Origin of the sequence: Corallococcus sp. CA053C (assembly GCF_003611675.1) — a bacterium.
Classification (GTDB): domain Bacteria; phylum Myxococcota; class Myxococcia; order Myxococcales; family Myxococcaceae; genus Corallococcus.
Genome location: NZ_RAWA01000003.1, coordinates 17,373 through 38,388, shown reverse-complemented (window position 1 = coordinate 38,388; position 21,016 = coordinate 17,373). Strand labels below are relative to the sequence as shown.

At 70.8% G+C, this 21,016-nt stretch carries 14 protein-coding genes; 3 read left to right on the top strand and 11 right to left on the bottom strand.

Annotation, left to right across the window (positions count from 1 at the left end):
- Positions 1–230: 230 nt before the first annotated feature.
- Positions 231–437: a hypothetical protein gene (locus D7V97_RS00880; RefSeq protein ID WP_120608664.1), complete on the top strand. Its 207-nt coding sequence runs from the start codon at positions 231–233 to the stop codon at positions 435–437.
- Positions 438–450: 13 nt separating this feature from the next.
- On the opposite strand, the gene D7V97_RS00875 is transcribed toward D7V97_RS00880, so the two are convergent.
- Together D7V97_RS00875 and D7V97_RS00870 are read right to left on the bottom strand one after the other, a co-directional pair.
- A complete protein-coding gene (locus D7V97_RS00875) occupies positions 451–1,731 on the bottom strand; it encodes a sensor histidine kinase (protein ID WP_120608663.1) in 1,281 nt (426 codons plus the stop codon).
- Positions 1,728–3,665, bottom strand: coding sequence for a CheR family methyltransferase (locus tag D7V97_RS00870; protein ID WP_120608662.1), 1,938 nt, complete (start codon positions 3,663–3,665; stop codon positions 1,728–1,730). The genes D7V97_RS00875 and D7V97_RS00870 overlap by 4 nt, the downstream gene beginning before the upstream one ends.
- 377 nt (positions 3,666–4,042) lie before the next feature.
- On the opposite strand from D7V97_RS00870, the gene D7V97_RS00860 reads away from it, so the two are divergent.
- Complete coding sequence (locus tag D7V97_RS00860) at positions 4,043–4,732, top strand: response regulator transcription factor (protein WP_120608660.1); 690 nt, start codon at positions 4,043–4,045, stop codon at positions 4,730–4,732.
- Positions 4,733–4,792: 60 nt separating this feature from the next.
- Here the strand turns inward: D7V97_RS00860 and D7V97_RS00855 are convergent, their stop codons facing one another.
- From D7V97_RS00855 to D7V97_RS00815, 9 genes are all read right to left on the bottom strand, one after another.
- Positions 4,793–5,461, bottom strand: coding sequence for a dienelactone hydrolase family protein (locus tag D7V97_RS00855; RefSeq protein ID WP_120608659.1), 669 nt, complete (start codon positions 5,459–5,461; stop codon positions 4,793–4,795).
- A gap of 271 nt (positions 5,462–5,732) precedes the next feature.
- Positions 5,733–6,803: a methyltransferase gene (locus D7V97_RS00850; RefSeq protein WP_120608658.1), complete on the bottom strand. Its 1,071-nt coding sequence runs from the start codon at positions 6,801–6,803 to the stop codon at positions 5,733–5,735.
- Positions 6,800–7,945: an aminotransferase class V-fold PLP-dependent enzyme gene (locus D7V97_RS00845; RefSeq protein ID WP_120608657.1), complete on the bottom strand. Its 1,146-nt coding sequence runs from the start codon at positions 7,943–7,945 to the stop codon at positions 6,800–6,802. The genes D7V97_RS00850 and D7V97_RS00845 overlap by 4 nt, the downstream gene beginning before the upstream one ends.
- The gene (locus D7V97_RS00840; RefSeq protein ID WP_120608656.1) at positions 7,942–8,820 is read right to left on the bottom strand and encodes a tryptophan 2,3-dioxygenase family protein; all 879 of its coding nucleotides are present in this window, start codon (positions 8,818–8,820) and stop codon (positions 7,942–7,944) included. The genes D7V97_RS00845 and D7V97_RS00840 overlap by 4 nt, the downstream gene beginning before the upstream one ends.
- Positions 8,821–9,058: 238 nt before the next feature.
- On the bottom strand, positions 9,059–9,478 hold the full coding sequence (locus D7V97_RS00835; RefSeq protein WP_120608655.1) for a response regulator: 420 nt from the start codon (positions 9,476–9,478) through the stop codon (positions 9,059–9,061).
- Positions 9,471–12,437: a response regulator gene (locus D7V97_RS00830; RefSeq protein ID WP_120608654.1), complete on the bottom strand. Its 2,967-nt coding sequence runs from the start codon at positions 12,435–12,437 to the stop codon at positions 9,471–9,473. The genes D7V97_RS00835 and D7V97_RS00830 overlap by 8 nt, the downstream gene beginning before the upstream one ends.
- Positions 12,438–12,439: 2 nt before the next feature.
- Positions 12,440–13,600, bottom strand: a complete 1,161-nt coding sequence (locus tag D7V97_RS00825; protein WP_120608653.1) for an FIST signal transduction protein — start codon at positions 13,598–13,600, stop codon at positions 12,440–12,442.
- A 30-nt stretch (positions 13,601–13,630) separates the two neighbouring features.
- The gene (locus tag D7V97_RS00820) at positions 13,631–15,412 is read right to left on the bottom strand and encodes a cytochrome C (protein WP_233582438.1); all 1,782 of its coding nucleotides are present in this window, start codon (positions 15,410–15,412) and stop codon (positions 13,631–13,633) included.
- A 336-nt stretch (positions 15,413–15,748) separates the two neighbouring features.
- Positions 15,749–17,614: an ATP-binding protein gene (locus D7V97_RS00815; protein WP_120608651.1), complete on the bottom strand. Its 1,866-nt coding sequence runs from the start codon at positions 17,612–17,614 to the stop codon at positions 15,749–15,751.
- Positions 17,615–17,884: 270 nt separating this feature from the next.
- On the opposite strand from D7V97_RS00815, the gene D7V97_RS00810 reads away from it, so the two are divergent.
- The gene (locus tag D7V97_RS00810) at positions 17,885–20,932 is read left to right on the top strand and encodes a helicase-related protein (protein ID WP_120608650.1); all 3,048 of its coding nucleotides are present in this window, start codon (positions 17,885–17,887) and stop codon (positions 20,930–20,932) included.
- Positions 20,933–21,016 lie beyond the last annotated feature (84 nt).

The following is a 21,016-nucleotide window of genomic DNA, read 5'->3' as shown; positions in this document are numbered from 1 at the left end:
GACCCGGACACCCCTCCAGTATCGCCCAGGCCTCTCACGACTGACCAGCGTCCCTGGAATTTTCTGGAATCTTCCAGCTGAAAAGACGCCGCGCTCCGGCCCTTGGGTGGGCAATCCGCACTCCTGTTCCTAGCCTTGAAGGACAGCGAGGCCAGGAGGGCAGGCGCCTCCCGGCGAGGAGCCACCCATGAAGCCCGATGGCAGGACGCCGAAGCCGGACACGCGCGAGCATGCGCTGGAGGTCCGGGCGGACGCCCGGCGTCTGGAGGCCGCGGCGGCCCGGGCCCAGGCGGACGCCCGCGGAGCGCTTCGACGAGCGCGCCCGCGCGGCCGAGGCCAACGTGCAGCTCCTGCGCCGGGCGGTGCTGGGAGGGCCCTCGCCCGCCGCGTCCGCGACGGAGAAGGACGCGGCCGACGGACCGGAGCAGGTGAGCTGAGGCGGGGGGCGCGTCAGCGCGACTTCTTGCGCGCGGGGGCTGCCTTCAGCGCCGGGAAGGTGAGGGTGAACACCGCGCCCCCTTCCGGACGGTTGGCCGCGGTGAGCTTGCCGCCCGCGCGCGTCACCACGCCGTAGGCCATGGACAGGCCCAGGCCCGTGCCCTTGTTGCCCTTGGTGGTGAAGAAGGCCTTGAAGATGTTCGGCAGGTGCTCCTCGGGGATGCCGGTGCCCTCGTCCTCCACCGTGACCCGCACGGACTTGCCCGTCTTCACCGCCCGCACGCGGATGGTGCCGCCCTTTGGCATGGCGTCGCGGGCGTTGATCAGCAGGTTGATGAGCACGTACCGCAGCTCCATGGAGGAGCCCGACACGGCAGGCAGCTTCGCGGGCAGCACCACGTCCAGCCGAGGGGCCTGACCGGCCTTGCGGTGCTCGATGCCGCCCCGCGCGATGTCCACCGCGTCCCGGATGACGTCGCTGAGTTGGACGCGCTCCACGGTGGAGCTGCCCCGCTGGCGGGAGAAGTCCTGGAGGCGGCCCACGCGCTCCCCCGCGTCGGCGACGATGCGCGCCAGCGCGTCCAGGTGGTGCTGCCCCCGCTCTCCGGTGGCGGCCTCGTCGCGCTGGAGCAGCTGCAGCCGCAGCCGCATGGCGTTGAGCGTGTTGCGCAGGTCGTGCGCGATGCCCGCCGCCAGCTCTCCCAGGGCCCGCAGCTGCGCGCGCTCCATCAGCGTGGCGCGCGCCTGCGCCAGCTCTTCCTCGTCGCGTGCCTGGGCGCTGATGTCGCGGACGAGCACCAGCACCTGTCCTCCCTGGGGATGGGTGACGCGCTCGGAGCGCATCTCCAGGACCTGGAGCTGGGGGCCGCGCACCCTCCGGTAGCGCGTGACGCGCGCACCGCCTTCCTTCCGGGGCAGCACCGCCTTCGCCTCCGCCTCCGCCAGGTCGCGCAGGGCGGTATAGGTCGGGCCCTGGAGCCGACCCTCCTCGTCGCGCCGCCAGGGGCCCCGCTCCCGGCTCAGCGCGTGCCAGCGGGCGTTGGCCAGCACCACCCCGCCTTCGCGCAGCACGGCCAGGGCGCTGGCGCTCGTCTCCAGCGCCCAGCTGGACAGCTTGAAGGTGCTGACGTGCAACGTGGTGCGCTCGTCCAGCTTGTGCACCAGCGCTTCGTGCTTGGACAACAGCTCGCGGTACTTGCGCAGCAGCCCCGGACTCGCGCTCCCCGCGGCGACCGGAGACTCCGGCGGCTCCGGAGCCTTTGGCGGCTCCGGCGGCGGGCGCCGTGGGCTCATGCCTTCACCTTCGCACGCAAGAGGCGATTCTCCTCCTGGAGGGCCGTCGCCCGTGTCGTGTCCTCGAAGAGCACGATGGAGCCCAGCACGGTGGTGTCGGTGACGAGCGGCGTCGCCACCATGGTGGCGCTCCCCTTGCCTCCGTGCGGGAGCTGGTAGGGGATGCCCTCCAGGCGCAAGGTGCGGTTCTCCTGGAGGTGCCGGCGCAGCCGCAGCAGCAGCGAACGCTTGAGCGCGGGCACGTGCAGGGACCACAGCGTCTGGCCTACCGCCTCGCGTTCGGTGAGGCCCAGGAGCCGCTCCGCGGCCAGGTTCCAGGTGGTGATGCGCCCTTCGCCCTCCAACATCAGCACCGCCGCGGAGAGGGTGCGGATGATGGTGCGCTGGGTGAAGGCCAGCGAGTCCATCTCCAGCGTGCGGTGCGCCAGCTCGCGGTTGGTGGCGTCCAGCTCCGCGTTGGCGGACTGGAGCTCCTCGTTGGTCGTCTCCAGCTCCTCGTTGGTGGACTGGAGCTCCTCGTTCGTCGTCTGCAATTCCTCGTTGGTGGACTGGAGCTCCTCGTTCGTCGTCTCCAATTCCTCGCTGGAGGCGCGCAGCTCCTCGTTGGAGGACTGCATCCGCAGGTTGAGGGACTGCAGCTCCTCCTGCGCCGTCTGGAGGTCCTGCTCCAGGCCGCGCGTGTGCGTCATGTCATGGGCGACGTACACCAGGCCCTGGCGCTCACCGGCGCGGTCGCGCAGCGCGACGACCTGGGTTCGCATCGTCACGGGCTCGCCGCCCGGGCCTTCCATGAGCCCGTCGGCGGACTCGCGCTCGGAGCGGCCGGTGCGCACCCGGCGGCTCTGTTCGATGAGCAGGTCCCCGCCCAGCCCGCCCAGGCCCAGCCCGGCGAGCTTCTTGCCCAGCACGTCGCTCCCGTTGCGGTTCCACAGCCGCGCGGCGGCGCGGCTCCAGAGCGTCACCGTGCCATCGTTGTCCGTCGCGATGATGGGACAGGGCTGCGAGTCCACGAGGTTGCGCAGGGCGGGCCGCTCGGGCTCCGGGACGGTGGGCTCGATGAGGCGGGGCAGGGCCTTGGGTTCGGGGGGCAGCCGGTCCTGCGCCGTCGTCGTCACCTCCGCCTCGCCGTCCTTGCGGTAGATGCGCCGCGACAGGTCCACGGGCCGGAAGAGACGGGCCGCGAAGGGGATGAGCTCTGAGCGCCCCAGCACCATCAGGCCATTGCGGCGCAGGGCGAACTGGAAGCGCGCGAGCACCCGCTTCTGCAGGTCCGAGTCCAGGTAGATGAAGACGTTGCGACACAGCAGGAGGTCGATGCGCGACACGGGCGCGTCCGACACCAGGTTGTTCACCCCGAACACCACCGCGCGGCGGATCTCCTTGCGCACGGTGTAGCTGTTGCCCGTGCGCACGAAGAAGCGCGCCAGCCGCTCCGGGGAGACGTTTTCCAACTGGCTGGGGGCATAGACGCCGCGCCGCGCCGTGGCGATGGCGTCCTCGTCCACGTCGGTGCCGAACACCTTCAGCTCCGGGCCGGGATGCCCGGGGCCCAGCGCCTCCGCGGCGGCGATGGCCAGCGAGTACGCCTCCTCGCCCGTGGCACAGCCGGCGCTCCAGATGCGCAGCTCCTTGTCCTTGCGCTGGCGGATCATCTCGCCCAGGGACTGCTCGAGCGCCTGCCAGACCTCGCGGTCGCGGAAGAACGTGGTCAGCTTGATGAGCATGGACGAGACGAGCGTGGTGACCTCCACGGGGTCCCGCTCCAGCAGGGCCAGGTAGGCCGACCGCGTGCGGCACCGCGTGGCCTGCATTCGCCGCTCGATGCGGCGCTGGAGCGTGGCGCGCTTGTAGTTGCGGAAGTCGAAGTTCCGGACCTGCCTCACCTTTTCGAGGATGGCTTCGAGCTCGCTGTCGCGGGGGGCCTTGGACGCCATGGGCGAGGGCGTACCGCAGTGCCCCAGGTCCGGCAAGATCCGCTTACCCACCAGGGTTGGGCCCGAAGAGACCTCCGCCTGGGTTGTCAACCATGGGTCCCAGGGCCCATTCCAGAAGCTTCCCGCGGAGCTGCTGTCGCGCCTGGAGGACCTCCCTTTGCGTTCCCGGATCACGGTGCACGCGCTCGGTCGGGTGGTCGTCCACGGAGCAGCCCTGGACGTGGACTCCGCCCGTATCGTTGTCTTCCGATCTCCCGGCCGGCATTAGGGAGGGACGGCTCCGGGAGCTGTTTCACAAGAAGAAAGAGAACTGCTTTCATCAGGGATACCGCGCGGGGGTTGTTGTTGCCGACCGGCGGGAAGCCAAGGATGGAGTCATGGAATTGACTGCGGCGGGACAGGAAATCCGGGTGGCACTCCTGGAGGATCAGCTCCTCTTCCGGGAGAGCCTGGTGGCCCTGTTGGAGGGCGCGGGGATGAAGGTGGTGGCCCGGTGCTCGGACACCAACTCCTTCCTGTTCCAGGTGCGCGGTGCCGCGCCCCATGTCGCCCTGGTGGACCTGCGGCTGGAGCACGTGGGCCGCGCCGCGGTGGAGGACGGCCTGGTGGTGCTGAAGTACCTGCACGACTTCCATCCCCAGGTGCGTTCGCTGGTGCTGTCGGGGCACCATGAGCCGGCCATCGTGGAGCAGTGCTTCCACGCGGGGGCCGCGGGCTACCTGTGCAAGCTGAACGTGAGCTGCGATGAGCTGGTGCAGGCCGTGGGCCGCGTGGCGCGCGGTGAGCGGCTGCTGCCCATGGAGATGCTCCCGTCCAATGTCTTGCACCTGGAGGACTTCACGCCGTCGGGCTCCGCCCTGTCCCGGCTCACCCTGCGCGAGCGCGAGGTGCTGGGCTACGTGGCGGCGGGCGCGGACAACCTGAAGATCGCCGCGCACCTGGGCATCACCGAGCGCACCGTGAAGGCCCACCTGACGAACATCTACCGCAAGCTGGGGCCGGAGAACCGCGCGCAGCTGGCGGTGCTGGCGTGTGAGCTGGGCGTCACGCGCCCCGTGGTGGCGTGAGTCACGAAGGGCGGCATCCGCCGTGACGCGGAGGCCGCCCCTGAAACATCCGTGAAACACTCAGGGCGCTGGAGCCGGCGCCGCCTCCGCGTCGTCCTGGGGCTGTCCCAGGTATTGGAGGAACCACTCACCGGCGAGCTCCGCCACCTGCTCCAGCTCCGCGTCTTCCTGGAAGTGGTGCGTCGCGCCCGGGATGATCTCCATGCGCTTCTCCGCCCGGAGCTCCGCGTAGGCCCGGCGGTTGATGTCCAGGCCCAGCGCGTCCGCGCCTCCCACCAGCAGCAGCGTGGGGGCCCGCACCCGGGGGAGCACCGCTCCGGCCAGGTCCGGCCGGCCGCCCCGGGAGACGACGGCCTCCACGAAGTCCGGACGGAAGGCCGCGGCCGACAGCGCTGCGCCCGCGCCGGTGTGCGCGCCGAAGTAACCCACGCGCAGGCCGGTGGTGTGGGGCTCGCGTTGCAGCCACCTCGCCGCGCCCGCCATGCGCATGCCCAACAGGCCCATGTTGAAGCGAAGCTGCCGCGTGCGGCGCTCTTCCATCTCCTCGCTGGTGAGCAGGTCCAACAGCAGGGTGCCCAGCCCCATCGCCTGGAACAGCTGCGAGGTCTGCGCGAGCCGGGGACTCTGACGGCTGCTGTCGCTGCCTCGCGCCAGCACCACCACGCCCCGGGCGCCCGCGGGCACCGCCAGCCGTCCTCTCAGGAGGACGGCGTCATCCACCGGCACCATCACCTCGCGCTCCAGATGCGTGCGCGCCGCCGGTCTACCTCCACGGGCCTCGGGCGACTGCTGTGCCTCTTGCGTCCCGTGGTCCTGCCTTACCGCCCTCAACCCCGTCCCTGACCGGGGACCTGTCATACAGGCTCCTCCCGTCTGCGTTTGGCTGACTGCGACTGAGCGCAAGTTGAACACTGACGGGCCCTGCGTGACCTGTCTGAGGGTCCAGGCTGTCCGCCGTACGACACCTTTTCGCCGGGGGGAGAGGCGACCCGGCCGGATTTCAGGGCTTCGTGGCCACGACGAGCTCGAAGGGGCCGGGCCGCACGTGCGCGTGCGTGAAGCCCGCGGCGGTGAGCGCGTCCAGGTAGAACTCCACCTCGCGCAGCCGGCTTGAGCACGCGTCCACGCCGATGAGGAAGTAGGACCAGAAGAACTGGGCCGCCAGCCGCTCGGGGGTGCGGAACTCCTCGCAGATGAGCACGCGCCCGCCCGAAGGCAGCGCCGCGAACGCCGCCTGCATCAGCGAGCGCGCCACCTCCGCGGGCCAGTCGTGAAGCACGCGCACGAACGACAGCGCGTCGTAGCCCTGGGGCAGGGGCTCGCGCAGGAAGTCGCCGCCCACGAAGCCCAGCCGCGTCGCCGGCAGCCCCGCGCGCTCGCGCGTGCGCGTGACGAGCGCCTCGGTGGCGGGCAGGTTGTAGACATCCACGGACAGGGACGCGTGCTCGCGCAGCAGGTGCTCCGCGAGCGTGCCGTCACCGCCGCCCACGTCGAGCAGCCGAGCCCCGGAGGGCCACAGCGCGCCCGCGTGCGCGCGGAACGTCTCCAGGATGGGGCCCAGGCCCGCGGCCATGCTGGCCTCGAAGCCCTCCACCTGTTCGGGCGTGCGCGGAGGCCAGTCGAAGGAGGCCGCGGACATCGCGTGCTGACCGCGCAGGACTTCCGGCAGCCGGCCGTGCAGCGCCTTCCAGTCGTACTTCTCCCGGTCGCGCTCCAGCGAGCGCGGGCCCAGCACGGCGTCCGCCGCCGCGCGCAGCCCCGGCACGCCCCAATAGCGCGTCGCCTCCAGCGCGTCCGACGGCTGCTCGCGCCGCACGAGCCCCAGGCTCTCCAGGCAGTCGAGGAACTTGTACAGCCGCGTGGGCACCAGGCCGTGCTTCGCGGACAGCTCCCCCAGCGTCACCGGCCCGGGCTCCAGCGCATCCAACAGCCCCAGGCCCAGCGCCGTCTCCACCACGTCCAGCGCGCGCGCGCCGTTGAACAGCAGGTGCAGCAGGGCGCGCGGCGAGGCGGCCTCCCGCGACGGTGCCGCTGCTGACGGAGGTGACGGTGACGGGCTCGCGGCGCTCATGCGGCCTCCTTGCGCTGCTCGTGGACGAGGGCATCCATGAAGGCATCCACCTCTTCCAGCGTATTGTAGAAGTGCGGCGCCGCGCGCAGGTAGCCCCGGTGGCTGCAGATGAAGCCGCGCGCCACCAGCCGCCGCATCACGTCCACGTCACCCGGGAAGCGCAGCGCCACCACGCCGCCGCGCTGGTGCGGCTCGCGCGGCGTCACCACGTGCAGCCCCGCCTCGTCCGCCCGCGCCATCAGGCGGGACGTGAGCTTGAGCGAGTGCTCGCGCACCGCGGCCATCCCCACGCCCTTGAGCAGGTCCAGCCCCGGCTGGGACAGCAGCACCATCAGCGGCGCGGGCGTGCCGCCCATCATCCGCCGCGCGTCCGGCGCCCAGTCCTCCGCCGCCTGGAACGCGAGCGGCGTGGCCCCGGCGAGCCACCCGGTGGCGGCGGGCCGCAGCGTGGGCAGCAGCTCCGGGCGCACGTAGAGGAAGGCGGCCTCGGAGCCGCCCAGCCACTTGTGCGCGCCGCCCATGAGGAAGTCCACGTCCAGCGCGCGCACGTCCACCGGCACCGTGCCCACCGTCTGGTACGCGTCCGTCGCGATGAGCGCCCCGGCCGCGTGGGCCGCCTTCGCCACGCGCGCGACGTCCAGCACCGCGCCGGTGGCGAACGCGCCGTGCGACACGCAGACCAGCCGCGTGCGCTCGTCGATGGCGGCCTCCAGCAGGGCCTCGTCCACGCGGCCATCGCGCGAAGGCACCACCACCAGCTCCGCCCCGTAGCGCGCGAAGCCCTTCCAGATGAAGGGCACCGTGGGGAACTCCAGGTCGGTGATGACGACGCGGCGGCGCTCGCCGCTGAAGTCCAGGCACGTGCCCAGGCGCGACAGGTGCGCGCTCAGGTTCACGTCCAGCGCCACCGAACCGGCGGGCGCGCCAATGAGCCCCGCCACCCCGTCCGCGTACGCCTGCATCCGCGACAGCCACCCGTCCCAGGTGTCGTCGCGCCACGCGCGCATCGTGTTCCAGTAGTGCGCGAGCACTGCCTCCACCGCGCGCGGCATCGCGCCGGTGGAGTTGCTGTTGAGGTACGTGCACGTCTGGAGCAGGGGGTACTCCGCGCGAACGGCCCCCGGGAGCACCCCCCCGCTCACGGCTGGCTCCGCAGCTCCTGCGGGAAGGACGCGTGCGCGTGCATGGGGCAGCCACCCGCGCGGGCCTGCTCGCGCAAGTCGTCCGGCGCGCGGTGCACGCCCGTCGCGTAGCCGCCTTCGCGCTTCCAGCCCGCCGTCATCTCCACGCGCACGTCCCACAGCGCGCGGAACAGCGGCAGGGTCATCCGGCCCGCCAGCACCTGCGTGGGCAGCCCGTCCAGCGCCTTCACGGAGCGGTCCACGCCAATGGTGCGCCGCACCAGCTGGAAGTGCGCGAACAGCCAGCCCTGGAACCCCTCGTCCATGGTCACCAGGTTCTCACACACGTGCTTCAGGTCCTCGGGCCCCCCGGCCGAGTAGACCTGCAGCAGCGTCACGCCACGCCGCGCCAGCATCCGCTCCATCGCGGACTCCAGCCCCGTCGCCGCCAGGCGGAACGTGTTGTAGCCCGGCGACTCCTGCCCGCTGCCGTTGCCCAGGCTGCGGCGGATGACCTGGTACGAGTCCGGCGTCATCGTCTCCAGCACCGCCATCTCCGCGCTGATGCACTGGAGGATCTTCTGCACCCGCGCCAGCCGGGCGACGACGGCCCACAGCGCGTCGCGGTCCATCTCCGCCACCACCTCCACCACCTCGCGCGACGCCAGCTTCAGGTACAGCTCCTGCGACTGGTGGACGATCTGGAACATCAGCTCGTCGTGCGACACCCGCTCCGCTTCCGACGACTGCAACCCCAGCAGCGTGCCCGTCTGGAGGTAGCGCTCGTAGTCCAGCTCGCCCTTCCCGACCCACTTCTTCAGCATCGGGTTGAAAAGCGGCTGCGTCAGCTCGTGCTTCAGCTTTTCGGCGTGGCTGTAATCGGTCGACGAGTGCATGTCCCCTCCGGGAGGCGCAGGGAGTTTCGGAAGGTGGGTGGAATGCGCCCCAGTTCGGGGGGAACAGTGAGCGCGTAAAACTCTAGAAGCGACTACCTTACAGGTCTTTCTGTGGACTTCAAGTCAGCAGACCGCTCTGGTTATCACTTTCCGAGATTATTCTGGCACCGGGGGGATGGGTGACCCAGGGGGGCCGGGCGTACCCAGGGTGTGGGTTCGCCCGGAATCCCCGTCTTTCTCATCCCTCGATAGGAGAGGGATTCCGGCCCGGTGCGGCCGAGCGGGGCTTCAAGCGCATGGCGTTGAGCTTCTGGGCCAGGTCCGCGCCCTGAACGCTCTTGGAGATGTAGCCGTCCGCGCCGGAGGCGATGGCGAGCGAGCGCAGCTTGGCCTCATCCGAAGCGGAGTAGAGGATGAAGCGGGTGCCCGGGGGCGCGTACTGGCGCGCCAGGCCTACGACCTTGTCGCCCTTGAGGGCGGGGAAGTTCACGTCGATGAGCACGAAGTCCGGCTCGGAAGCGCGCACGATGTTGGACACGCCCAGCGCGGACGTGTGGGTCTGCACGTCGAACCCGTACGCACTCAGCGAGCGCTGCACGAGGTCGAGCAGATCCGGATCGTCGTCCACGACCAGGACGCGCGGTTTCGGTTCAGCCATGGGTTCTCCCTAGATACTGACGAATCGTCTCGATGAGCTGCTCGCGGTCCAGGGGCTTGGTCAGGTAGGCCGTGCAACCGGCCGCCTGGGCCTTGTCCTGGTACTCGCGTCCCGCATGGGCCGTGACGGCGATGACGGGCACGTTCTGCCCATCCGGCAACGCCCGGAGCCTGCGGGTGACTTCCCAGCCGTCGAGTCTCGGCAGGGACAGGTCCATGAGGATGAGGTCCGGCCCGTCGTTCTGGGCCCGCTCCAGGCCCTGCTCGCCGTCCTCCGCCTCGATGAGGTCATACATGCCGCCCAGGTAGCGGCGGACGATGTCGCGGTTCTGCTCGCTGTCCTCCACGTACAGCACGCGGGGCAGCTTCCCGGCGCTCGCGGCCCGCTGGGACATCAGGAGGCCCTTCGCCTGGGAGATGACGTCCTCCAGCGCGGTGCCGCCCTTGCGCACGAAGCCGGCGAAGCCGTCGCGCAGGAGCGTCTCCTCGTCGTGGGTGAGCGTCTTGCCCGTGAGCACCACCACCGGCACGGACAGCTTCTCCGCGCGCAGCCGGCGCAGGACCTCGAAGCCGTCCAGGTTCGGCATCATCAGGTCCAGCACCACCAGCGACGGCGGCGACACGCGCGCCTTGAGCAGCGCGTCCTCACCGTTGCGCGCCTCGTTGGTGGAGAAGCCCGCGCGGCGCAGGTTGCGACTCACCAGCTCACGCGTGGCCGCGTCGTCGTCCACCACCAGCACGTCGCCCGTGGCGGCCGTGGCGCCCGCGGAGGCGAGGCTCTTCTGCACCACCTCCACCAGCCGCTCCGGCTCCACCGGCTTCACCAGGTACTCGCACGCGCCCAGGCTGAAGCCGCGCGCGCGCTGCTCCTCCACCGACACGAGGATGACCGGGATGCCCGCGAGCGTGGGCTCGCTCTTGAGCTGGCTCAACACCGACCAGCCGTCCATCCGGGGCAGGTGGATGTCCAGCAGGATGGCCTGCGGCTTCAGCTCGCGCGCCAGCTTCAGCGCGGCGATGCCGTCATCCGCCGTCACGACCTTGAAGCCCGCGGGCTCCAGCTGCCCGGTGACGAGCTGCTGGATGAGCGGATCATCGTCCACCACCAGCACGGTGCTGCCCGGCCGCGCCATGGGCGCGAGCTTCAGCGCCACGTCCTGCACCGGCACCAGCCGCTCGGTGGCATGCGGGCTGTTGGCGCCCACGGTGGTGGCGAGCACGTCCGGCAGCCGTACCGTGAAGGTGGAGCCTCGGCCCAGCGTGCTCGTCACGTCCACGGTGCCGCCCAGCACGCGCGTCAATTCGCGCACGATGGCAAGCCCCAGGCCCGTGCCGCCCACCTTGCGCGTGGTGGAGCCGTCCACCTGGCGGAACTTCTCGAAGATGAAGGGGAGCTGGTCGGCGGGGATGCCCACGCCGGTGTCCTCCACCGTCATCAGCATCTCTCCGCCGCCGGAGCTGACCACCGTGAGCGCCACCTCGCCCGTGTCGGTGAACTTGGCCGCGTTGCTCAGGAGGTTGAGCATGATCTGCCGCAGCTTCAGCGCGTCGGTGCGCACCTCCTGCGCCTCCGAGTCCACGTGGACGGTGAGGGCCACGTCCTTGCCCTTGAGGTACTCCTTCACCGTGGCCATGCACTCGTCGGCCAGCTCCTGCACGTCCACCGGCTCGGTGACGACCTCCACGCGGCCCGCTTCAATCTTGGACAGGTCCAGGATGTCGTTGATGAGCGCCAGCAGCGTCTTGGCGTTCGTCTTCACCACGTTGAGGTCGCGCCGGCCGTGCGGCGTCAGGCGGCTGCCCTCCTCGCGCATCAAGAGGTCGCAGTAGCCGATGATGCCGTTGAGCGGCGTGCGGATCTCATGGCTGAAGTTCGCCAGGAACTCGCTCTTGAGGCGCACGGCGCCTTCGGCCTCGCGGGCGCGCTCCTCCTCGTTGCGCTTGGCGACGGAGAGCTCCTGGGCCAGCCGGTCCAGGTCCTCGTTCTGCTGACGGATGATCTCCATCTGCAGCGCGCGCTGCTGGTAGCTGGCGAGCGACCGCGCGGACACCGCGCGCGTCTTCTTGATCTCCTCCAGGCTGGCGGCGAGCTGCTTGTTGGCGGCCTCCAGCTCCTCCTTGGAGGCGCGCAGCATCTCCTCGTTCTGCTTGCGCGCGGTGATGTCGTCGGTGACGCCCATCACGAAGCGCGCGACGCCCTGGTCGTCCACGAGGGGAATCTTGCGCGTGGCGAAGATGCGGTCCTGACCATCCGCGCGGGCGACCTCCTCGAACGTCTTCATCTGCCGCGTCTCGAGGATCTCCGTGTCGACGGCGACGAACGAGTCCGCCTGCTCCTTCGGGAAGTAGTCGTGGTCCAGCTTCCCCAGCAGCCATTCCTTGGTGACCTTGAAGGCGTCCGCGAACGTCTTGTTGGCCACCACCAGCCGGCGCGTCTGGGCGTCCTTCACGAACAGCACGAAGGGCAGCGCGTCGATGATGTTGCTGAGCAGGTAGTTGGTCCGCTTCAGCTCCATGCCCGTCAGCTGGTGCTGGGCGCGCTCGGCGTGCAGGCGCAGCTCGCGCGCCACGACGAAGGGCAGGTGGCCGATGCGGTCCTCGGTGACGTAGTCGCGCGCGCCGGCCTGCATGGCGGCCGCCAGCATCCGCGTGCTCCACGTGGGGGTGCTCACCACGAAGGTGAGCTCCTGCCCGCGCTTCACCCACGCCGCCTGGATGCCTTCCCACGACAGGCCGGGCAGCTCCGAACCGGCGAGCACCAGCGCCCACGGCCGCGTGAGCGCCTGCTCCAGGGCCTGCACGGAGTTGGCCTCCTCGAGCGTGAGCATGGACAGGATGTCCTCACGCTCCAGCGCGTCGCGCATGGCGCGCGTCTCACGCTCGCTGCCCACCAACAGCAGTGCCAGGGTGTAGCCCAGGGGGGATTCCTGGGTCGCCACGTCGAACGGTTGGTTGGCCATGTCTAGTTGGAACCGAATGCCAGCACGGTCAGCGTGGTGTTGATGTGGAACCCCGAGTAGATCTCGAACTGCACGTTCATCCCAGCGGCGGACGGTGCGAGCTTCAGCGCTTCGGAGAGTTGGGGCACCACACCGGTGGCGTTCGCGTACCACATGCGTCCGCTGCAGTGGAACAGGAGGGCGGCCTGGGGGTTCTGCACGCGCCTGGGCAGCTCCTCCGAGAAGAAGTCCCGCGTCATGCCCGCCAGGTCTCCGGCCTTCATCAGGTCCAGCTCGCTGCCCTCCTCCAGGAGGTTGGCGAACAGGATGGAACCATCGTCCAGGGGGCGCCACGCGGCGCGGATGAAGTACTCCCGGCCCACCTTCAGCGCGGTGGGGCGCACGGCGAAGCCCTTGGGCTTGCCGAACTCCAGCTCGTCCGGGGTGACGCCCAGGATTTCGGCGTAGCGCCTGGCGGCGGGCTGCCCGTCGATTTCGAGCGCGCGCGTGTGCGTCTCATCCACCTTGGTGATGGTGAGCCGCTGGCCGGTGGGCACGTACCAGTGCGAGCGCAGCGCGGCCCAGGGGGCGTTGGTCTTGAACAGGGCCACGAGCACGCCGTCGCCGGCCACCTCGCCGTCCACGTGGATGAGCGCGGACTGGCGCGCCGGATCCGGCTCCGAGTCGCTGGCGCCGCCGCCCACGAGCACCAGCGTCTGGTTCTTCTCCAGGATGCCCAGCAGCAGCTCTTCCTTCTTGTAGCGGAAGCCGTCGTCAATCACGAGGCCGACATACCGGCGCGCGTCCAGGTCCTGCTGGCGCACGCCCAGCTCCTCGCACGCGCGCTTGATGGCCATGGCGCCCGCGGCGATGGCGTCCCCGGTGAGCCCGCTGCCCAGGCCCAGGCCCACCTCGAAGTCACCGGTGAGCGCGCCCAGCACCACGCTGTTGGTGTGGATGCCGTTGTTGTCCAGCTCCCCGGCCGTGGTGGCGCCCACGAGCCGGGTGTCCTTCGGGAGCCGCTCGCGCACCGCACGGTTGAGCGCGCGCTGGTCCCGCTGACGGGAGGCGAACAGCGTCACCAGCTTTGGCGGGGGGCCGTGAAGCTGTCGCAGGAGGTCCTCCGCAGCCGCGACTGGATCCATGAGGGTGGAGCGAGCCGTCTGCATCTTCACGTGGGCCATGGCGGACCTCCTTGCGATCCCGGCCTGTGGCTAGAAGCCGCTGCCGGGGTGCGTCTTGTGACAACTGCCGGTGCACTGCTGGAACGATTCACGTCCCCCACCGACATACATGCTTTCGATGGGGCCGAACTTCGCCACGTGGCTGTCCGGGTAGCTCTTGTGGCACGACAGGCAGGCCGCCTTGCTGGTGCGCTGCGTGCCTTCGGAGTTCAGGTGGCAGGACGAGCACTTCTCCACGGGCGCGTCGTAGCGGTTGGAGCGCGAGTGGATGAAGTGCGTGCGCACGAAGATGGGCCCCTCCAGTTCGAAGCCGAGCGGAGCATGGCACGACGCGCAGGCGGCGCGGTTGTCGTTCGCGTGCGCCACCTGGCTGAGCTCCCCTCCCTTGCTGTGGCAGCTGTTGCAGGGACCGGTGGTCAGCTTGGCCTCGGTGTGGGTCCGGGTGCCCACCTGGATCTCGATGGTGCGGGACGCGGGGACGTCCTCACCCAGGAACACGCGGCGGGCCTTGGCGGTGACCAGGTAGGTGCCCGGCTTGGCGTCCGCCGGCAGGCGGTACGTCCAGGTGTCGCTCACGGGGGCGTCCCAGCGGCCCTCGGTGGGGAAGAACGCGCCGCCGAAGAGCTTGTTGGACGGGGGGAACGTCATGAACTGGGCGTAGACGCCGTCGCGGGCCTGGGTGGCCACCGTCTGCACGTCCTGGGAGTCGTCCAGGAAGGCCTCCAGGTCAACGATGCTCCGGATGGGCTGGATGTCCTGCGCCGGCCCGATGAGCTGCGTCATCATCATCCGTTCACGGTGCTTGCGGCGGTAGTAGGTCGTCGTCGCGTCGAAGAAGGCCCGATAGTACTGGATGCCAGCCGGGTGGCCGGGAGCGCCCGGGGGTGCGACCTCATTGTAGGTTGGAAGGCTGCCGGCGGGGTGCAGACGCTGGCCCTGTCCGTCCTTCAAGGTGAGCTGGAAAGTTACATCCGAGCCGGGGGCGTAGGTGCCGTCCTGGCGGGCGGCCGTCAGCGGCTTGATGTCGATGGCGAAGCCGTAGCCGAACGCGGGCGAGGCCTCCTGGGTGACGGGAATGTAGTAGGGGGCGAACGGGCGCAGGCTCCAGCGCAGGCGCAGGCCGCGCGTGTTGGGGCGGAAGGTGAGGGTCTGCTGCTTCGCGTGGTCGTACGCGTTGCGCAGTTCCACCAGCGCCTCCTCCTCGTAGTTCTTCGCGCTGGAACAGTCCGTGAGGCTGGCACAGTCGCGGGCCCACTGGATGGCGCGCATGCGGCGGATGAAGAAGTCGTCGCGCTCCGTGCGGCGCTTGTCGTCGCTGCCGACGTTCAGGAGCACCGGCGTCCCGGTGAGCACGCCGCGCGCGTCCACGGGCTCCACGGTGAAGAGGCTGGGAACCTTCATCCAGGCCGCGTCGCGGTAGAAGGCGCGGCGGGTGAAGGTGCCATCGCCGTTGGCCAGGCCGACGAACTCCGTCTCCTCCAGGTGCACGCCCCCCCAGCCGAGCGCCGCGAAGTCGCTGTTCTTGCGCAGGCCCTTGAGCCCCTCGTCCACGGTGGCGTTGACGAAGGCGCGCAGGTCGATCTGGTTCACGTAGAAGGTCTGCCCGGCCTTCACCTTCAGGGGCACGCCCTCACCGTTCTCCACTTCCAGCGCCAGCCCCACCGGCGCCCTGCCAGCGCTCCCCGAGCGTTCGTCCGTCACCGCCTGGGACTGGGACCCGAGCACGTCCTGCGAGGCGGAGGCTTCCGCGTCCACGGCGTCCGGGCCACCGCAGGCGAGCGCCAGTGCGCTCAAGCCGGCCAGCAGTGCCATAGGGACCGCGGAAGCCGAGCGGGGGGTCGTGCGCGCGAACCGCGCCTGGAATGCTCCAACTGCGCCCATGGGGGTACTCCTCGTACGCGTGATAGCGGACTCTTCCAGTGGAAGTGTCGCGGCCAGGGGGCCCGGATGCCCTTTGCGTCGAGGGGACGGTAGGAGCGGGGCCGACTCAAACTCGGTTTTTACCGGGAGTGAGTAGTTTTAGCCGTACGAAGAATATCCGTAATCGACAGCATCATTCAACTTCTGAGAACTTTTCCGTCCCGAGGGGAACTCGATTGTTTGGGACTGAATGGGAGGGGCCACTGGGGCACAACCCACCCGGACGGGTCAGGCCCGAATCGCGGAAGCGACTCCCACCGGGGCTTCCAGGGTAGCCGGGAGTTCGACAATGAACTCGGCGCCCTCGCCCGGCCGGCTGTGGACGCGGATGGTGCCGCCGTGGGCTTCCACGAGCTGCCGGACGATGTAGAGGCCCAGGCCGAAGCCGGGGGCGCGGCTGTCCGTCGTGACCCGCTCGAAGCGGGCGAAGAGGCGCGGCTGGTCCTCTTGTGGGATGCCGGCGCCGTGGTCGCGCACGACGAGCCGGGCGCGGCGGGCGTCGGGGTCCACCTCCACGCACACCTCCACCGGCTGGCCCCGGCCGAACTTGAGGGCGTTGCTGACCAGGTTGGTGAGGACGCGGTCCAGCCGCTGGCGGTCCCACCGGCCGGGGACGGCGCCGCGGGCGTGGACGGTGAGGGCACAGCCGGCGGCGGCGGCCTGGTCCTCGTGGCGCGCCACCACCTCGTGCGCCAGTTCGGACAGGTCCATGGGCCGCGACTCCAGCTCCAGCCGGCCGCCGGACAGGCGCGACAGGTCCAGCAGGTTGTGCACCAGCCGGCCCAGGCGCTTCGTCTCGTCCTCGGCCAGCAGCAGGCCCTCGCGCAGCCGCGGATCCGGGGCGTGGGCGGGGGCGCACTGCAGGCGCAGGCGGCGCAGGCGCAGTTGGAGCGAGCTCAGCGGGTTGCCCAGGTCGTGCGCCGCCACGCCGATGAGCTCCAGCGCGCCCTGCGTCGCCGCGAGCAGGCGGGCGTTGTCCAGCGCGAGCGCGGCCCGCGCGGACAGCTCCTCCATGAAGGCCTGATCCACCGCGCCGTAGCGGCGGTGGGCCTGGGTGGACAGCAGGCACAGCGCGCCCAGCACGCGGCCGTCCACGACGAGCGGGACGCTGAGGGCGGAGCGCACACCCAGCGCGCGCCACAGCTCTCCATAGGCGCTGTGGCTCACGGACCCGGGCAGCCGGGTGGGGTCCACGTCCTCGAAGCGCTCCGCGCGGCCGGTGTGGATGACGCGGGCGGGGCCGGGCTCCTCCTTCGTGAGCGTGCGCAGGAGCGGCTCCCACAGCCGGCCCTGGAGGGCGGCGTCCGCGTACGACACCGCGCCGGGGCGCACCTGGCCGTCCTCGTCCGGGAGGTAGAGCACGCACGCGTCCGCGATCTCCGGCACGCACAGGCGGGTGAGGGCGGTGCCCAGGGACTCGGCGCCGGCCTGGGGTTGCAGGACGCGGCCGGCCTCGGCGAGCAGCGCCTGCATGCGCTCCGTGCGCCTGCGCTCGGTGATGTCGCGCGTCACCTCCGCGAAGCCCTGCAGCCGGCCCGTCTCGTCGTTCAGCGCGGTGAGCAGCGTCTCCGCCCAGAAGCGCGAGCCGTCCTTGCGCATCCGCCAGCCCTCGGACTGGAGGCGCCGCTCGCGCGCGGCGCGCTCACGGTAGGAGGCAGGCTGACCCCGGCCCACCGCGTCCGGTGCGTGCAGCAGCTCCACGCCCTGGCCCACGATGTCCGCCGCCGTCCAGCCGGTGAGCCGCTCCGCGCCGGTGCTCCAGCAGGACACCGCGCCATCCGGCTCCAGGAAGCACAGCGCGTAGTCCGACACGCCATCCATGAACAGGTGCAACCGCTGTTCACTCTGGAGCCGCTCCGCGTGCATGGGGCCCAGGGCGTTGCGCAGCACCATCCCCAGCGCCGTCACGCAGCCCAGGCCCAGCAGCCCCGTGAGCAGGGCGCGCAGATCGGAGGCGCGGTGAAGGGAGTCCACGTCGCCCACGGCCAGGGTGTGGGCCGTGGCCACCAGGGTCACGAGCAGGAACAGTCCGGCCAGCAGGCACACGGACAAACCCGCCCCCACCCTCTGTGCGAAGGTCCATTGACGCAGCATGTGGCACTCCCCCCCGACGGCACCGAGCGCAGCTGTGCAGAAGGATCCGCAGCATCACTGAAAAAGTAGGCTGAGTGACATCGCACTCCCGGGCAGGGTGCCCTTCTACCCAGGTATTCCCTGCATGTCGGTTTAGGCAGGTTTTGGTGCGGGCTGTGCTCCCGGGCAGGCGGCCATGGGCCGGGCCTTCCTGAGTGCCCGTGAAATGGCCTTCCGGGCGCCAGGACGTTATGGAGCGCCCCCCTCATCGCACCGGGTTGTTGCTCCTCTATGGCGTCTCTCGTCGAAGGTTTGAAGGTCCGCTACCTCCCGCAGCCCGAGTGGGGCGTGGGGCATCTGGTGTCGCTCCAGGAGGAGGGCTCCAAGGCGCTCATCGCCTTCCCGTCCCGCGAGGACGCGCCGGTGCTGGTCTCCACCCGGGGCGGGGCGCTGGTGCCGTATCAGTTGCCCAAGGGCGAACCCATCCAGACGCCGAAGGGGCGCAAGGCGACCATCCTGGGCGAGGAGCCGGGCGCGCGCGGCCTGCGCCGCTACGTGGTGCGCTACGAGGACTCGGGCGAGGAGGACGAGCTGCCGGAGTCGGAGGTGCGCGCGCTGGCGCCGCGCTCCGACCTGCTCTCCACGCTGCGCGACGGGCGGGTGGGGGACGCGAAGGCGTTCATGCTGCGCAAGCAGGCGCTGGTGCTGGACGACGAGCGGCGGGGCGACGCGCTGGGGGCGTTGCTGGCCAGCCGGGTGATGGTGAAGCCGCACCAGGTGGGCGTGGTGCAGCGGGTGCTGTCCGCGCGCCGGCCGCGCTTCGTGCTGGCGGACGAGGTGGGCCTGGGCAAGACGATTGAAGCGGGCATGGTGTTCAGCGCGCTGCGGCTGGTGGGGCTGGCGCGCCGGTGTCTGGTGGTGGCGCCCAGCCACCTCACCGTGCAGTGGCTGGTGGAGCTGTTCCACAAGTTCAACCAGCTCTTCACGCTGATGGACTCGGACCGCTACGAGCAGTCGCTGAAGGAGGCGCCGGACGTGTCGCCGTGGGCGCGCTTCCCGCTGGTGGTGACGAGCCTGGAGCTGCTCAGCCGCACGCGCGAGCACCGCGAGGAGGTGGCGGCCGAGGACGCCTTCTGGGACCTGGTCATCATCGACGAGGCGCACCACCTCAAGGGCGAGAAGGCCTTCGCCGCCGCGCAGGGGCTGGCCGCGAACAGCTGGGGCCTCTTGCTGCTCACCGCCACGCCCATGCAGTTGGACCCTGCGGAGTACCACGGGCTGCTCACCCTCATCGACGCGACCACCGCGCCCACGGTGAAGGGCTTCGAGGCGCGGTTGCAGCGGCAGGAAGAGCTGTCCGCCGCGGTGCGCGCGCTGTTGGAGGGCAAGGGCGCGAAGGCCGCCGTGGCCGCGCTGGCGAAGCGCTTCCCGGAGGACGCGCGCCTCCAGACGCTGAAGGAGCCGGAGGCGCTGCTCGCGCACCTGGCGGAGACGTACAGCCTGTCGGACCGGCTGGTGCGCAACCGGCGCGCGGTGGTGGGCGGCTTCTCCAAGCGAAGGCTGCACCGGCACCCCGTGAGCCTCACGCCAGAGGAGCTGCAGGCGCGCGACGCCGCGCTCGACACGCTGGCGAAGGGCACGCTGAGAGGCGCGCCGCTGGCCAACGTGCTCCGGCGCCTGGAGTCCAGCCCCGCGGCCTTCACGGGCGCGGTGCGGGCGAACCCCGCGCTGAAGGAGGCGGACCTCAAGCTGCCCGGGCGGGACGCGAAGTTCCTCACGTTCGTGGGCGTGCTGCGCGACCTCTGGAAAGTGGAGCCGCGCGCGAAGGTGCTCGTCTTCACGGAGAGCCGCGACACGCTGGAGTCGCTCCAGTCGGAGCTGTCGCGCGAGGGCGTGGAGGCGCTGGGCTACCACGGCGACCTGCCGCTGGTGGAGCGCGACCGGCAGGTGGCGCGCTTCCGCGACCCGGAGGGGCCCAGGGTGCTCATCTGCACGGAGGTGGGCGGCGAGGGCCGCAACTTCCAGTTCGCGCACCACCTGGTGCACTACGACCTGCCGTGGAGCCCCTCCACGGTGGAGCAGCGCATTGGCCGCCTGGACCGCATCGGCCAGGCGCACCCGGTGGACATCCACGTCTTCGACCCCGCGGGTACGCTCGCGTCGGACGTGCTGATGCTGCTGGCGGACGCCGTGGGCGTCTTCGGTGAGACGGTGGGCGGCCTGGACGCGGTGCTGGAGGAGGTGGAGGACCGCATCGCGGAGCTGGCCCTGCTGCCCCGCGAGGCGCGCGTCGCGTACGCGGCCGAGCTGAAGACGCGCGTGGAGGCGGCGCGCGCGCAGGTGACGCGCGCGTATGATCCGCTGCTGGACGTGCGCAGCTTCGACAAGCCCGCCGTCGCCCGGCTGGTGACCCGCGCGCACGAGCGCATGGGGGACGAGGCGCCTGAACCGGACGACGACGAGGAGTCGCCGTCGCTGGAGGACGGCCTCTGGAGCGTGGCGCGCGACCTGGACGAGCGCCTGGAGGAGACCGTCACGGAGCTGGCGCGCCGCGTGGGCATCAGCGTGGACACCGACGAGCAGGTGGAGGCCTTCCAGGTGGCCTTCCAGTTCGGCCACGCGCTCAACGTCGAAGGGCTGCCCGGCATCGACGTGATGCAGGACCGCACGCTGCTGGGCACCTTCTGGCGCGACACCGCCGTGGAGGCGGAGGAGCTGGAGTACTTCGCCACCGGCCACCCGCTGGTGGAGGCCCTGTTCGGCTTCCTCAAGGACGGGCCCTACGGGCGCAGCGGCTTCCGCCTCATCGAGAAGCGCGGGCTGAAGAAGCCGGCGCGCGGCCTGGAGCTGCTCTTCCACGTCCAGCTCCCGGAGCCCGAGGACACCTCCCCGGGCGCCCGCGTCCCCAGCCGCCAGCTGGCGCGCTTCATGGAACGCACCCTCCTGCCCGTCGCCGTGGTGGACGGCCCGGACGGTCCCGTGGCGGACCCGGCCGTGCTGCCCACGCTGGAGGCGGAGGGCCGCGCCCTCAAGGGCGACGAAGTGCACCAGGCCTTCCCCGGCTTCGGCCCCTTCGTGGACGCCGCGCTCCCCGTGGCCCAGGCCGCCGCCCAGGAGGAGCTGACCCGGCGCGCGGGCAAGGCCCGGAAGGCGCTGGAGGCCGAGCGCGACGCCGCCGAGGCCCGCCTGCGCCTCTCCCTCTCCCACCAGGGCCTGCCCCCGGAGGCGGTGGAGTCCCAGGTTGACGCAGAGCGCCAACACTATGGTCGGCTGCTCGAAGCGCTCGCGGGGGCCCGCGTGGTGCTGGATGCGGCCTGCGGATTCAGCCTCAACCGTTGAATAACCGTTGAGCCGGAATGGAAATGGCGCCCCACCCGGTTCCGGCCATTTGACCGATTCCCCAATCAGCAAGAATCTAGGAGG

Coding starts and splice junctions, on each gene's coding strand:
- D7V97_RS00830 (WP_120608654.1), bottom strand. CDS start 12,437: ATGGCCAACCAACCGTTCGACGTGGCGACCCAGGAATCCCCCCTGGGC.
- D7V97_RS00810 (WP_120608650.1), top strand. CDS start 17,885: ATGGCGTCTCTCGTCGAAGGTTTGAAGGTCCGCTACCTCCCGCAGCCC.
- D7V97_RS00825 (WP_120608653.1), bottom strand. CDS start 13,600: ATGGCCCACGTGAAGATGCAGACGGCTCGCTCCACCCTCATGGATCCA.
- D7V97_RS00875 (WP_120608663.1), bottom strand. CDS start 1,731: ATGAGCCCACGGCGCCCGCCGCCGGAGCCGCCAAAGGCTCCGGAGCCG.
- D7V97_RS00850 (WP_120608658.1), bottom strand. CDS start 6,803: ATGAGCGCCGCGAGCCCGTCACCGTCACCTCCGTCAGCAGCGGCACCG.
- D7V97_RS00815 (WP_120608651.1), bottom strand. CDS start 17,614: ATGCTGCGTCAATGGACCTTCGCACAGAGGGTGGGGGCGGGTTTGTCC.
- D7V97_RS00855 (WP_120608659.1), bottom strand. CDS start 5,461: ATGGTGCCGGTGGATGACGCCGTCCTCCTGAGAGGACGGCTGGCGGTG.
- D7V97_RS00870 (WP_120608662.1), bottom strand. CDS start 3,665: ATGGCGTCCAAGGCCCCCCGCGACAGCGAGCTCGAAGCCATCCTCGAA.
- D7V97_RS00880 (WP_120608664.1), top strand. CDS start 231: ATGCGCTGGAGGTCCGGGCGGACGCCCGGCGTCTGGAGGCCGCGGCGG.
- D7V97_RS00835 (WP_120608655.1), bottom strand. CDS start 9,478: ATGGCTGAACCGAAACCGCGCGTCCTGGTCGTGGACGACGATCCGGAT.
- D7V97_RS00840 (WP_120608656.1), bottom strand. CDS start 8,820: ATGCACTCGTCGACCGATTACAGCCACGCCGAAAAGCTGAAGCACGAG.
- D7V97_RS00860 (WP_120608660.1), top strand. CDS start 4,043: ATGGAATTGACTGCGGCGGGACAGGAAATCCGGGTGGCACTCCTGGAG.
- D7V97_RS00820 (WP_233582438.1), bottom strand. CDS start 15,412: ATGGCACTGCTGGCCGGCTTGAGCGCACTGGCGCTCGCCTGCGGTGGC.